We start from the raw sequence: 12,915 nt of genomic DNA on the forward strand, positions 1-12,915 counted from the left end.
CTTGAAATCAAATATAAATCAGAAAGCAAAAATATGAGTATGTCCCTCGCCCAAAAACTGGCCGCCGACAGCGTTGCCGCGGTTGCCGAAGGGCGCAATCTTCAGGATGTCTTGGCGGAAATCCGCGCGGCGCATCCGCAGCTGACGGCGCAGGAAAACGGCGCGTTGCAGGATATTGCCTACGGTTGCCAGCGTTATTTGGGCAGTTTGAAGTATATGCTTGGTCAAATGTTGAAGAAGCCGATTGACAATCCGCAGCTTGAAAGCCTGCTTTTGGCGGCGATGTACCAACTGCATTACACGCGCAATGCGCCTCATGCCGTGGTCAATGAAGCGGTGGAAAGCATTGCCAAAATCGGCCGCGGCCAGTTCCGCTCGTTTGCCAATGCGATTTTGCGCCGCTTTTTGCGTGAACGCGACAAGCTCGCAGCTTCCTGCAAAAAAGACGATGTGGCGAAACACAATTTGCCGCTGTGGTGGGTGGCTTATTTGAAAAACCATTATCCGAAACATTGGCACAATATCACCACTGCGCTGCAATCGCATCCGCCGATGACTTTGCGCGTCAACCGCCGACACGGCAATGCCGAAAGCTATTTGGAAAAACTGGCTGCGGAAGGTATTGCGGCCAGGGCTTTGGACGAATACGCCGTGATGTTGGAAGAAGCTGTGCCGGTAAGCCGCCTGCCCGGTTTTTCAGACGGCCTGGTGTCGGTGCAGGATTTTGGTGCGCAACGTGCTGCCTATTTGTTGAACCCGAAAGACGGCGAACGCATTCTCGATGCCTGTGCGGCGCCGGGCGGCAAGACAGGCCATATCTTGGAACTGGCAGATTGTCATGTTACCGCTTTGGATATAGATGAAGGCCGTCTGAACAGGGTGAAGAGCAATCTTGACCGTTTAGGCTTTCAAAAGGCCTCTTTGACTTGTGCCGATGCGCAGGACTTGGCGGCATGGTATGATGGAAAGACCTTTGACGCTGTCTTGGCCGATGTGCCGTGTACCGCTTCGGGCGTGGCGCGGCGCAATCCTGACGTCAAATGGCTGCGCCGGCCGACCGATGCCGTCAAAACCGCACGCCAACAGGAAGCATTATTAGACGCGCTGTGGCAGACCCTGACGAAAAACGGCAGGATGTTGCTGGCTACCTGCTCGGTCTTTGTCGAAGAAAACGACGGTCAGTTGCAAAAATTCCTTAACCGCCATGCCGATGCCGAGTTGATCGAATCGCATGTGCTTTTACCGAACAAACATCAAGATGGCTTTTATTACGCGCTTATTAAAAAGCAGTAAAACGCTGATTGTACCGCTCTTGCTTGCCGTGTCGCTGAACGCGGCAGGCGAGGGCATCAGTGCGACCCGTGCCGAGGCAAAGCTGACCCATGCCGGACAGCTTTCCGTCAGCAGCCGTTTCCGCACTGACTTGCCCGACCAGCTTAAAGAAGCACTCAAACAGGGCGTCCCCCTGCATTTCAATTTAAGTTGGCAGCTGTCAGCGCCGTCTATGTCGTCTTATAAATTCAAGTTCGACCAGCTGCTCAACAACGACAGCACGATTCAATACAAATTGTCCTTCCATCCGCTGACCAACCGCTATCGCGTTACCGTCGGTACGTTTTCTACCGAGTACGATACGCTTGAGACTGCCTTGCGCGCAGTGGGCGCGGTCGCGAATTGGAAGGTTTTGTCCAAGGGTGCGCTGAGTGATGTGGCCGCCAAAGACACGAAGGCTGAAATCCGCCTGCTGCTGACAACCGCCAAGCTGCCCAAACCGTTCCAAATCAATGCCCTGACGTCTAAAAACTGGCATTTGGATTCCGGTTGGAAGTCCTTGTCGGTCGTGCAGGAGTAAACCATGCGCCGCTTTCTTCTGATTGCCGCCGTATTCGCCGTTGTTTTGTTGTACGGTCTGACTGTTGCAACGGGCAGCAGCAACGTATTGTCCGATTACTTCTGGTGGATTGTCGCCTTGTGCGGTTTGCTGTTGCTGGTGTTGGCGGCGGTGTTGGTGCGCTATGTCGTGCTTTTGATGCGCGACAACAGCAAAAGCGTGTTCGGTTCGCAGATTGCACGTCGGCTGTCGGGGATGTTTACTTTGGTTGCCGTATTGCCGGGCGTGTTTTTGTTCGGTATTTCCGCCCAGTTTATTAACGGTACGATTAATTCTTGGTTTGGCAACGATACCCATGAGGCTCTAGAGCGCAGCTTAAACTTGAGCAAATCCGCGCTGAACTTGGCGGTAGACAACGCTGTCAGCAACGCCACGCCGGTGCAGATCGACTTAATCAGCGCCGCTTCGCTGGACGGCAACTTAGGGCAAGCGCTGGCAAAATCCGCGCTTACTGCCGACTTTGCCCAGCTGGCGCTTTATAACGCGACTACCCATAAAGCCGAGAAAAGCATCAATCCCTTGAAACTAAATCAACCTGAGCTTAACAAAGAAGGATGGGAGCAACTGGAGCAGACCGGCTCGGTGCGCAGCTTGGAAAACATCGGCGGCGTGCTGTATGCTCAAGGCTGGATGCTGATCGGTCCGCATAAAAATCAGGATTATGCGTTGTTTTTTCGGCAGCCGATTCCGAAAGATGTTGCCCAAGACGCGACGCTGATTGAAGCAGCCCGAGCCAAATATGCCGAACTGAGTTATACCAAAAAAGGCCTGCAAACCTTTTTCCTGTCCACGCTGTTGGTCGCGACATTATTGGCCATCTTTTTGGCGCTGGTGATGGCTTTGTATTTTGCCCGCCGTTTTGTGGCACCGGTATTGTCGCTGGCAGAGGGTGCGCGGGCGGTGGCTCAGGGTGACTTCAGCCAGACTCGGCCGGTATTTCGCAATGACGAGTTCGGCCGTTTGACCCAGTTATTCAACCACATGACCGAGCAATTAGCGATTGCCAAAGAGGCAGACGAGCGCAACCGTTTGCGCGAAGAAGCAGCACGCCATTATTTGGAATGCGTGTTGGAAAGTTTGACTACAGGCGTGATTACTTTGGATGCCAATGGCCGTCTGAAAACCTTTAACAAGGCCGCCGAACAGATTTTGGGCGTTTCGCTGGTGTCTTTGTGGGGCAGTAACTGGCATCAATGGCACGGCAAATCGCCGCAGCAAACCCTGTTGGCCGATGTGTTTGCCGCCATTAATGAAACCGCCGATAGCAACAAACCCGTCCAAGTCGAATACGCCGCGCCCGATGATGCCCGAATCTTGTTGGGCAAAGCCACCATTTTGCCGGAAGACAATGATAACGGCGTGGTGATGGTGATTGATGACATTACCGTCTTGATGCGGGCGCAAAAAGAGGCCGCATGGGGCGAAGTGGCGAAACGTTTGGCGCACGAAATCCGTAATCCGCTTACGCCTATCCAGCTTTCCGCCGAGAGATTGGCATGGAAATTGCATGATAAACTAGATGAACAAGACGCCCAAATTCTCAGCCGTTCAACCGATACCATCGTCAAACAGGTGGCCGCGCTGAAAGAAATGGTCGAAGCGTTCCGCAACTATGCGCGTGCGCCGTCGCTGAATTTAGAAAAACAAGATTTAAACGGTTTGGTGTCGGAAGTATTGGTATTATATGAGGCCGGCGCGTGCAAGTTTAATGCACGGCTCAGCGCCGACGCCCTGCCGATTGTTGCCGATACGACGGCGATGCGCCAAGTGTTGCATAACCTATTTAAGAATGCTGCAGAAGCGGCAGAGTCGGACGAAGCGCCTCAAGTAAACGTCGAAACAGGGCGCGAAGGCGGACAGGTTTTCCTGACCGTCTGCAACAACGGCAAAAGTTTCAGCAAAGAAATGCTGCACAATGCTTTTGAGCCGTACGTTACCGACAAACCGACAGGAACGGGGCTGGGTTTGCCCGTTGTGAAAAAAATTATCGAGGAGCATGGCGGCCGTATCAGCCTGAGCAATCAGAACAGTGGCGGCGCGTGCGTCAAAATAGCTTTACCGGAAATGGCAGAAACTTATGCGAAGCAGTGATATTTTGATTGTAGATGATGAAGTAGGCATCCGCGACCTGCTCTCCGAAATCCTTCAAGATGAAGGCTATACCGTCACTTTGGCCGAAAATGCCGAAGAAGCGCGCCAATTGCGTTATCAAACGCGTCCGGCCATGGTATTGCTGGACATTTGGATGCCCGATTGCGACGGCATCACTTTGTTGAAAGAGTGGGCGAAAAACGGCCAACTCAATATGCCTGTGGTTATGATGAGCGGCCATGCCAGCATTGACACTGCGGTTGAAGCCACTAAAATCGGCGCGCTCGATTTTCTGGAAAAACCGATTGCCCTGCAAAAACTCTTGTCCGCAGTAGAACGCGCCTTGAAACATGGCGAAGTTCAGACGGCCTCCGGCATGACTTTGGACAAACTGGGCAACAGTTCCGTCATTCAAGAAATGAACGGCAGTATTGAAGCGGCCGCCAAACACAACCGCCCGCTGTTGTTGGCCGGTGAGGCTGGCTCGCCGTTTGAGATTGTCGCCCGCTATCTGCACAAAAGCGGTACGCCTTGGGTGGCAACCGACCGTGTCGAACACATTGTTGATACGCCGATGGAGCTGTTGCAAAAGGCATCAGGCGGTATTTTGTATGTCGGCGATATTGCCCGTTACAGCAAAAACATCCAAAACGGCATTGCTTTCTTGCTGGAAAAAGCCGACCGCTACAATGTCCGTGTGATTGCTTCATGCGGTTTTAAACGAGGTGAGGGCGCCGATGACGTCGTTGCCGGCCGATTAGCAGAGCTGTTGAAAGAGCGCATCAATGTTCCTTCTTTGCGCAGCCAGCCGGACGACATCGTCTTTTTAATCAACCGCATCATGACCGATTTGGCCGAAAGTCAAAAAATCCAGCCGGTAAAATTCAGCGACAGCGCATTGGTGGTTTTGCGCCAATACGATTGGCCGGGCAATTACGACCAGCTTGCCGAAACGGTGAAAAACATCATGTTGGAATCTGACGGCAAAGAAGTGGACGAGCAGGCCGTTGCCGTGGCTTTGGGTCAGAAGGAAAACGCGACGGCGACAGAAATCATCGGCGGCTTCAATTTCAATATGCCTTTGCGCGAATTGAGGGAAGAAGTCGAGCGCCGTTACTTTGAGTACCACATCGCCCAAGAAGGCCAAAATATGAGCCGCGTGGCGCAAAAGGTCGGTTTGGAGCGTACACACCTTTACCGCAAACTCAAACAACTCGGTATCAGCGTATCGCGCCGCAGCGCCGACAAATCCGAAGAATAAGCGCAATATCGGTTCAAACACAAAAGAGGCCGTCTGAAAGCCATCAGGTTTTTCAGACGGCATCGTCATTTGACGGTTTGCTTAGACAAGCAATACTTTATAAAAATAATGGTATGGCTAGGCATTGTTATTTTGCCTTTTAAGCCGACAGAAGTTTTATATCAATAAAATTTTCAGACGGCCTTGATTTACTTCAGGCCGTCTGAAAAAAACATTACGAAAAGGGAACAGATTGATGACGGAAAACGAGCGTTTTGCTTGGTTGCAACTGGCATTTACGCCCTATATCGGCGCAGAAAGTTTTTTGGTGCTGTTGCAGCAATTCGGTAGCGCACAAGCTGCCTTGAATGCGCCGGCAGACAAAATTGCCGCGTTGGTGCGCCATAAACAGGCAGCCGAGTCGTGGCGTAATGCGGACAAACGGGCTTTGGCGCAGCAGTCTGCTGAAGCCGCTTTACAATGGGAAATGCAGGACGGTTGCCGTTTGTTGCTGCTGCAAGATGATGATTTCCCCGAAATGCTGACACAAGGCATTACCGCGCCGCCGGTCTTGTTTTTACGCGGCAATGCAGAGCTGCTGCACACACCTTCTGCCGCGATGGTCGGCAGCCGCCATGCCACGCCGCAGGCAATGCGAATTGCCAAAGATTTCGGTAGGGCGTTGAGCGAAAAAGGCATTCCCGTCGTATCGGGTATGGCTTCGGGTATCGATACCGCCGCCCATCAGGGGGCATTGCAGGCAGATGGCGGCACCATCGCCGTCTGGGGAACCGGTATAGACCGCATTTATCCGCCGTCCAATAAAAACCTTGCTTATGAAATTGCCGAAAGGGGATTGATTGTCAGCGAGTTCCCTTTAGATACGCGTCCGTTTGCAGGCAACTTTCCGCGCCGCAACCGTTTGATTGCCGCATTATCGCAGCTGACATTGGTGGTCGAGGCGGCATTGGAATCTGGCTCATTGATTACCGCCAAGCTGGCGGCAGAGATGGGGCGCGAAGTGATGGCGGTGCCCGGGTCGATAGACAATCCGCATAGCAAAGGCTGCCACAAGCTGATTAAAGACGGGGCAAAACTGGTGGAATGTCTGGACGATATTCTCCATGAGTGTCCGCAGCTATTGCAAAATACGCCTGTTCCATCATATTCTATAAATAAGACGGTAAAACTGAAAAACGATCAAACCAAACATCTGCAACCAAAAACAATAGCGGATGAACCGCAAAGGCCGTCTGAAAACCTATCTGCCGCCCCATCAACAAGCGCTTTATTGGAAGCAATGGGTTACGACCCGATACATCCCGATATTTTGGCGCAACAAACCAATACGGCGGCGGCAGACGTGTACGCACAGCTTTTGGAATACGAACTTGACGGTATCGTTGCCGCCTTGCCGGGCGGCCGTTATCAGCGTGTCAAAGCATGAATTATCTATATTTAAGGAACCAGCATGACCGAAGTCATTGCCTATTTAATCGAACACTTCCAAGATTTCGACAATTGTCCGCCTCCGGAGGATTTGGGTCGCCTCTTGGAAGATGCGGGTTTTGATGCTACGGAAATCGGCAATACATTAATGATGATGGAAGTCTTGTTCAATACGTCCGAATTCTATGCTGAGCCGTTTAACAGCGACTCCCTGCGCGTATTCTGCCGTGAAGAAGCTGACAACCTGCCGCAGGAAGTCATGGGCTTGATGCAGTATTTGGTTACCGAACACGCAATTACTTATGAGCAACGCGAAATCGTCATTCATGCCCTGATGCACATTCCATCGGACGAAATCACCCTCGATACCGCCAAAGTGTTGGTATTGCTGGTGTTGTGGATGCACAAGAGCGAGTTACCCGTCCTGATAGGCGACGACTTGATGAGTGCGTTGACCGGACAAAACGTGATGCACTAAACCTTTTTTCAGACGGCCTCAATAATAAAGGCCGTCTGAAACATAAACCCAATACATCCAAAAGAGAACAACAATGGCGAAAAACCTATTAATCGTCGAATCCCCGTCCAAAGCCAAAACCCTGAAAAAATATCTGGGCGGTGATTTTGAAATCTTGGCGTCTTACGGTCATGTCCGCGATTTGGTTCCGAAAAGCGGAGCAGTCGATCCTGACAATGGCTTTGCCATGAAATACCAACTGATCAGCCGCAACAGCAAACACGTCGATGCCATCGTTGCCGGTGCCAAAGAAGCTGAAAACATCTACCTCGCAACTGACCCGGATAGGGAAGGCGAAGCCATTTCTTGGCATCTTTTGGAAATCCTTAAATCCAAACGCGGATTGAAAAACATCAAACCGCAGCGTGTCGTGTTCCACGAAATCACCAAAAACGCCGTGCTCGATGCGGTTGCCCATCCGCGCGAAATCGAAATGGATTTGGTCGATGCGCAACAAGCCCGTCGCGCTTTGGACTATTTGGTTGGTTTCAACCTTTCGCCATTGTTGTGGAAAAAAATCCGCCGCGGTTTGAGCGCAGGCCGTGTGCAAAGTCCCGCACTGCGTTTGATTTGCGAACGCGAAAACGAAATCCGCGCGTTTGAAGCGCAGGAATATTGGACGGTGCATCTCGACAGCCACAAAGGCCGCAGCAAGTTCACCGCCAAACTCGCCCAATACAACGGCGCGAAACTCGAACAATTCGACCTACCGAACGAAGCCGCGCAAGCCGACGTGTTGAAAGAACTCGAAGGCAAAGAGGCTGTCGTTACCGCCATCGAAAAGAAAAAGCGCAGCCGCAACCCAGCCGCGCCGTTCACCACATCCACCATGCAGCAGGATGCCGTGCGCAAACTCGGTTTCACTACCGACCGCACCATGCGTACCGCCCAGCAGCTTTACGAAGGTATAGACGTAGGGCAGGGCGCCATCGGTCTGATTACCTATATGCGTACCGACAGCGTGAATTTGGCCGATGAAGCGTTAACCGAAATCCGCTATTACATCGAAAACAAAATCGGCAAAGAATATCTGCCAAGTTCGGCCAAGCAGTACAAAACCAAGTCCAAAAATGCCCAAGAAGCCCACGAAGCGATCCGCCCGACTTCTGTGTACCGCACGCCTGAAAGCGTCAAACCCTTCCTGAGCGCAGACCAGTTCAAACTCTATCAAATGATTTGGCAGCGTACCGTTGCCTGTCAGATGACGCCCGCCAAATTCGACCAAACCACTGTCGATATTACCGTCGGCAAAGGCGTATTCCGCGTAACCGGACAAGTGCAGACTTTCGCAGGCTTTTTGAGCGTGTATGAAGAAAGCAGTGACGACGAAGAGAGCGAAGACAGCAAAAAACTGCCTGAAATGAGCGAAGGCGACAAACTGCCTGTGGACAAACTCTACGGCGAACAACACTTTACCACCCCGCCGCCGCGCTACAACGAAGCCACGCTGGTTAAAGCCCTCGAAGAATACGGCATCGGCCGCCCCTCGACCTACGCCAGCATCATCTCCACGCTCAAAGACCGTGAATACGTTACCCTTGAGCAAAAACGCTTTATGCCCACCGACACAGGCGACATCGTCAACAAATTCCTGACCGAACACTTCGCCCAATATGTCGATTACCACTTCACCGCCAAACTCGAAGACCAGCTTGACGAAATTGCCAACGGCAAACGCCAATGGATTCCCGTGATGGATAAATTCTGGAAACCATTTATCAAGCAAGTAGAAGAAAAAGAGGGTATCGAACGCGCCAAATTTACCACGCAGGAACTCGACGAAACCTGCCCGAAATGCGGCGAACACAAACTGCAAATCAAATTTGGCAAAATGGGTCGTTTCGTTGCGTGTGCCGGTTATCCCGAGTGCAGCTACACCCGCAACGTTAACGAAACCGCCGAAGAAGCGGCCGAACGTATTGCCAAAGCGGAAGCAGAGCAAGCTGAACTCGACGGACGCGAATGCCCTAAATGCGGCGGTCGTCTAGTGTACAAATACAGCCGTACCGGCAGTAAATTCATTGGCTGCGCCAACTATCCGAAATGCAAACACGTTGAGCCGCTGGAAAAACCGAAAGACACCGGCGTCCAATGCCCGCAATGCAAAAAAGGCAACCTCGTCGAACGCAAATCCCGTTACGGCAAACTGTTTTACAGTTGCAGCACTTATCCTGACTGCAACTACGCCACTTGGAACCCGCCCATTGCAGAAACCTGCCCAAAATGCGCGTGGCCGGTTTTGACCATCAAAACCACCAAACGCTGGGGCGTGGAAAAAGTGTGCCCACAAAAAGAATGCGGATGGAAAGAACAGATTGAACCGCCGGCACCGAAAGAGTAATTGGTTAAAGCTTGGATAGAAAAAGGCCGTCTGAAAAATGATTTTCAGACGGCCTTTTTTTAAATATTTTCAATTAAGCTAGAGAAGAATATCCATAAAGTTAAGGAGATGGTTCAATAACATCCAAATTGGTTACAGGTTTTACTAAAATAATTGCCCTGAGAATTTCTTCCATTCATAAAAGTGGTATCTCCAATTCTTTGGGTGGTCATATCCCAAGAATTACCATTTGCTGCACGACCATTAGTATAAGTAGTGTTGCCAATATGCATACTTTCTTGAGACCAATTGCTTCCAGTTCGAGAATTATATCCATTTACATAGGTAGTATCGCCAATTGTTTGGATACTATAAGTATTCCCGCTATTGTCATTGCAAGTGTGAAATGAGTCGCTTCCATAGCAAGCTGCGAAAGAAGAAACTGGTGTTACAAGTAAAGTAAAAAGTAAGACGATATTTTTCATACAAAACCTCAATATTCATTATAGGTAATATGAAAATATAATATAAAAATATAATTTACTCAACTATATTTGATAATTTAACCATCCATATAAAAATCAAACTATTTTGAAGCAAGGAGGAAAAGTCGTTAGATATGTAAATTAAATAAAAAAGTGGGTGTTTGAAAAGTTAGAGATGTCTATAGACATATTAGAATTTAGCCTTTGAAACAATTAACTTCTTTTATTTAGAACAAACTAAGGCCGTCTGAAAAATGAGTTTCAGACGGCCTTGTTGTCTCTAAAAGCAGAGATCGAAATATGGTTTGATAGCAGTTTCACTATATAATTGAGGCCGTCTGAAAAATCGGTATCTTTTTAAGAATTATGGCAAACAACAAACATTCCAAACACAGCAATCAAGTACGTATCATTGGTGGACAATGTAGGGGACGAAAGTTAACATTTTTATCTGCAGATGGTCTGCGCCCGACGCCTGACAGCGTGCGTGAAAAACTGTTTAACTGGCTGGGTCAGGATTTAACTGGAAAAACAGTATTGGATTTATTCAGCGGCAGCGGTGCTTTGGGAATGGAGGCTGCTTCTCGTCATGCGGCAAAAGTGGTAATGGTCGATAACCACCGCCAAACTGTTCAAACACTTCAGAAAAATATCCGTGAATTAGGTTTGAAACAGGCGAAAATCGAATGTTCAGACGGCATGGCTTATCTGGCAAGGCTGTCTGAAAAATTTGATGTTGTGTTCCTTGATCCGCCGTTTGCATGGGAAGATTGGCAAAATCTGTTTATCCGATTGCAAAGCCACTTGAAAAATGGGGCAATGGTCTATATTGAAGCAGGGAAGCTGCCTGAAAAACCGGATTGGCTGGAAATTTATCGGGAAGGAAAGGCGGGAATGAGCAGGTTTGAATTGTTGCTCTATTCGCAAGTTGCTGAATAGTATAGAATTTGAGAATCATTCCCAAGGTGTAAAACATTCTTTCAAACGGATTGTTCCGACGTCATTTGTGCTATAATCCGCGCCCAATCGGTTTTGATAATTTAAGAAAAAAGGAAATAGAAATGTCGCTCTTTATTACAGATGAGTGCATTAACTGCGATGTGTGCGAGCCGGAATGCCCTAATGATGCCATTTCGCAAGGTGAAGAAATTTACGAAATCAATCCAAATTTGTGTACGCAATGTGTAGGCCATTACGATGAGCCTCAGTGCCAACAGGTATGTCCTGTCGACTGTATCTTGATTGATGAAGAGCATCCTGAAACGCACGAAGAGCTGATGGCTAAGTACGAAAAAATCATTCAGTTTAAATAAATAGTGTTTAAAAGCAAAAGCTTGGATGTTTTTGAAGAAATAAATAAAAAAAAATCTTGACGGAAATCTAAGTTGCCAATAAACTAGCGTTCTCTTTTGGAGGGATTCCCGAGCGGTCAAAGGGGGCAGACTGTAAATCTGTTGCGTGAGCTTCGAAGGTTCGAATCCTTCTCCCTCCACCAAAAATTCTTACTTGGAGCAAATAGTGAGTATGCGGGTGTAGCTCAATGGTAGAGCAGAAGCCTTCCAAGCTTACGGTGAGGGTTCGATTCCCTTCACCCGCTCCAAACAATTTCGCCCATGTAGCTCAGGGGTAGAGCACTCCCTTGGTAAGGGAGAGGTCGGCAGTTCAAATCTGCCCATGGGCACCATCTCATTATTACCCTTTCTTTCAAAAGCTTAGATTATAGGATATTGCCATGGCTAAGGAAAAATTTGAACGTAGCAAACCGCACGTAAACGTTGGCACCATCGGTCACGTTGACCATGGTAAAACCACTCTGACTGCTGCTTTGACTACTATTTTGGCTAAAAAATTTGGTGGTGCTGCAAAAGCTTACGACCAAATCGACAACGCTCCTGAAGAAAAAGCCCGCGGTATTACCATTAATACCTCACACGTAGAATACGAAACTGAAACCCGTCACTACGCACACGTAGACTGCCCAGGCCACGCCGACTACGTTAAAAACATGATTACCGGTGCTGCCCAAATGGACGGCGCGATCTTGGTATGTTCCGCAGCTGACGGTCCTATGCCACAAACTCGCGAACACATCCTGTTGGCCCGCCAAGTAGGTGTACCTTACATCATCGTATTCATGAACAAATGCGACATGGTTGACGATGCCGAGTTGTTGGAACTGGTTGAAATGGAAATCCGTGACTTGTTGTCAAGCTACGACTTCCCAGGTGATGACTGCCCAATCGTACAAGGTTCTGCACTGAAAGCCTTGGAAGGTGACGCTGGTTACGAAGAAAAAATCTTCGAATTGGCTGCTGCTCTGGACAGCTACATCCCAACACCTGAGCGTGCTGTGGACAAACCTTTCTTGTTGCCTATCGAAGACGTATTCTCTATCTCCGGTCGTGGTACAGTAGTAACCGGTCGTGTAGAGCGCGGTATCATCCACGTTGGTGACGAGATCGAAATCGTAGGTCTGAAAGAAACTCAAAAAACCACTTGTACCGGTGTTGAAATGTTCCGCAAACTGCTGGACGAAGGTCAAGCAGGTGACAACGTAGGCGTATTGCTGCGTGGTACTAAACGTGAAGATGTAGAGCGTGGTCAAGTATTGGCTAAACCAGGTACTATCACTCCTCACACCAAATTCAAAGCAGAAGTATACGTACTGAGCAAAGAAGAGGGTGGTCGTCACACTCCATTCTTCGCTAACTACCGTCCACAATTCTACTTCCGTACTACTGACGTAACTGGTGCAGTTACTTTGGAAGAAGGTGTAGAAATGGTAATGCCAGGTGAGAACGTAACCATTACTGTAGAACTGATTGCGCCTATCGCTATGGAAGAAGGTCTGCGCTTTGCGATTCGCGAAGGTGGTCGTACCGTAGGTGCGGGTGTGGTTTCTTCTGTAATCGCTTAAGTTTA

At 49.3% G+C, this 12,915-nt stretch carries 11 protein-coding genes and 3 tRNA genes; 13 read left to right on the plus strand and 1 reads right to left on the minus strand.

Translation table 11 applies throughout. From position 1 onward, the window contains the following. The first annotated feature begins 33 nt into the window (after positions 1-33). The 7 genes from rsmB (at position 34) to topA (ending at position 9,529) form a co-directional block, all read left to right on the plus strand. Positions 34-1,293, plus strand: a complete 1,260-nt coding sequence (gene rsmB / locus ACTHSA_RS08480) for a 16S rRNA (cytosine(967)-C(5))-methyltransferase RsmB (protein ID WP_070503669.1) — start codon at positions 34-36, stop codon at positions 1,291-1,293. Continuing rightward, entirely contained in the window at positions 1,259-1,852 is a 594-nt protein-coding gene (locus ACTHSA_RS08485) for a DUF4390 domain-containing protein (RefSeq protein WP_004520180.1), read from the plus strand. The genes rsmB and ACTHSA_RS08485 overlap by 35 nt, the downstream gene beginning before the upstream one ends. A gap of 3 nt (positions 1,853-1,855) precedes the next feature. Next, the gene (locus ACTHSA_RS08490; protein WP_004520181.1) at positions 1,856-3,982 is read left to right on the plus strand and encodes a sensor histidine kinase; all 2,127 of its coding nucleotides are present in this window, start codon (positions 1,856-1,858) and stop codon (positions 3,980-3,982) included. Beyond that, positions 3,969-5,243 (plus strand): sigma-54-dependent transcriptional regulator, encoded by a 1,275-nt coding sequence (locus tag ACTHSA_RS08495; protein ID WP_004520182.1) that lies wholly within the window; start codon positions 3,969-3,971, stop codon positions 5,241-5,243. The genes ACTHSA_RS08490 and ACTHSA_RS08495 overlap by 14 nt, the downstream gene beginning before the upstream one ends. A 235-nt stretch (positions 5,244-5,478) precedes the next feature. Further along, positions 5,479-6,669, plus strand: a complete 1,191-nt coding sequence (gene dprA, locus ACTHSA_RS08500) for a DNA-processing protein DprA (protein ID WP_004520183.1) — start codon at positions 5,479-5,481, stop codon at positions 6,667-6,669. A 24-nt stretch (positions 6,670-6,693) separates the two neighbouring features. Continuing rightward, positions 6,694-7,149 carry a DUF494 family protein gene (locus ACTHSA_RS08505; RefSeq protein WP_070624746.1) on the plus strand — a complete coding sequence of 152 codons (456 nt, stop codon included), beginning with the start codon at positions 6,694-6,696 and terminating at the stop codon, positions 7,147-7,149. 73 nt (positions 7,150-7,222) lie between these two features. Continuing rightward, positions 7,223-9,529, plus strand: coding sequence for a type I DNA topoisomerase (gene topA / locus ACTHSA_RS08510; protein ID WP_004520185.1), 2,307 nt, complete (start codon positions 7,223-7,225; stop codon positions 9,527-9,529). Positions 9,530-9,642: 113 nt separating this feature from the next. Here the strand turns inward: topA and ACTHSA_RS08515 are convergent, their stop codons facing one another. Continuing rightward, positions 9,643-9,993 (minus strand): hypothetical protein, encoded by a 351-nt coding sequence (locus ACTHSA_RS08515; RefSeq protein ID WP_079453718.1) that lies wholly within the window; start codon positions 9,991-9,993, stop codon positions 9,643-9,645. A 366-nt stretch (positions 9,994-10,359) separates the two neighbouring features. Between ACTHSA_RS08515 and rsmD the strand changes: the two genes are divergently transcribed. From rsmD to tuf, 6 genes are all read left to right on the plus strand, one after another. Beyond that, positions 10,360-10,932 carry a 16S rRNA (guanine(966)-N(2))-methyltransferase RsmD gene (gene rsmD, locus ACTHSA_RS08520; protein ID WP_004520186.1) on the plus strand — a complete coding sequence of 191 codons (573 nt, stop codon included), beginning with the start codon at positions 10,360-10,362 and terminating at the stop codon, positions 10,930-10,932. Positions 10,933-11,054: 122 nt separating this feature from the next. After that, positions 11,055-11,306 carry a YfhL family 4Fe-4S dicluster ferredoxin gene (locus ACTHSA_RS08525; RefSeq protein WP_003679513.1) on the plus strand — a complete coding sequence of 84 codons (252 nt, stop codon included), beginning with the start codon at positions 11,055-11,057 and terminating at the stop codon, positions 11,304-11,306. A gap of 98 nt (positions 11,307-11,404) precedes the next feature. Further along, positions 11,405-11,488 (plus strand) — tRNA-Tyr (locus tag ACTHSA_RS08530). A 31-nt stretch (positions 11,489-11,519) separates the two neighbouring features. Continuing rightward, a tRNA-Gly gene (locus ACTHSA_RS08535) sits at positions 11,520-11,593 on the plus strand. 9 nt (positions 11,594-11,602) lie between these two features. Further along, positions 11,603-11,677: transfer RNA gene (locus ACTHSA_RS08540), tRNA-Thr, on the plus strand. Between the two features lie 48 nt (positions 11,678-11,725). Continuing rightward, positions 11,726-12,910 (plus strand): elongation factor Tu, encoded by a 1,185-nt coding sequence (tuf, locus tag ACTHSA_RS08545; RefSeq protein WP_004520187.1) that lies wholly within the window; start codon positions 11,726-11,728, stop codon positions 12,908-12,910. The last annotated feature ends 5 nt before the right edge of the window (positions 12,911-12,915 follow it).

The sequence above is a fragment of the Neisseria sp. P0008.S002 genome (assembly GCF_051962805.1).
GTDB lineage: Bacteria > Pseudomonadota > Gammaproteobacteria > Burkholderiales > Neisseriaceae > Neisseria > Neisseria perflava.

Coding starts and splice junctions, on each gene's coding strand:
- rsmB (WP_070503669.1), top strand. CDS start 34: ATGAGTATGTCCCTCGCCCAAAAACTGGCCGCCGACAGCGTTGCCGCG.
- ACTHSA_RS08485 (WP_004520180.1), top strand. CDS start 1,259: ATGGCTTTTATTACGCGCTTATTAAAAAGCAGTAAAACGCTGATTGTA.
- ACTHSA_RS08490 (WP_004520181.1), top strand. CDS start 1,856: ATGCGCCGCTTTCTTCTGATTGCCGCCGTATTCGCCGTTGTTTTGTTG.
- ACTHSA_RS08495 (WP_004520182.1), top strand. CDS start 3,969: ATGCGAAGCAGTGATATTTTGATTGTAGATGATGAAGTAGGCATCCGC.
- dprA (WP_004520183.1), top strand. CDS start 5,479: ATGACGGAAAACGAGCGTTTTGCTTGGTTGCAACTGGCATTTACGCCC.
- ACTHSA_RS08505 (WP_070624746.1), top strand. CDS start 6,694: ATGACCGAAGTCATTGCCTATTTAATCGAACACTTCCAAGATTTCGAC.
- topA (WP_004520185.1), top strand. CDS start 7,223: ATGGCGAAAAACCTATTAATCGTCGAATCCCCGTCCAAAGCCAAAACC.
- ACTHSA_RS08515 (WP_079453718.1), bottom strand. CDS start 9,993: ATGAAAAATATCGTCTTACTTTTTACTTTACTTGTAACACCAGTTTCT.
- rsmD (WP_004520186.1), top strand. CDS start 10,360: ATGGCAAACAACAAACATTCCAAACACAGCAATCAAGTACGTATCATT.
- ACTHSA_RS08525 (WP_003679513.1), top strand. CDS start 11,055: ATGTCGCTCTTTATTACAGATGAGTGCATTAACTGCGATGTGTGCGAG.
- tuf (WP_004520187.1), top strand. CDS start 11,726: ATGGCTAAGGAAAAATTTGAACGTAGCAAACCGCACGTAAACGTTGGC.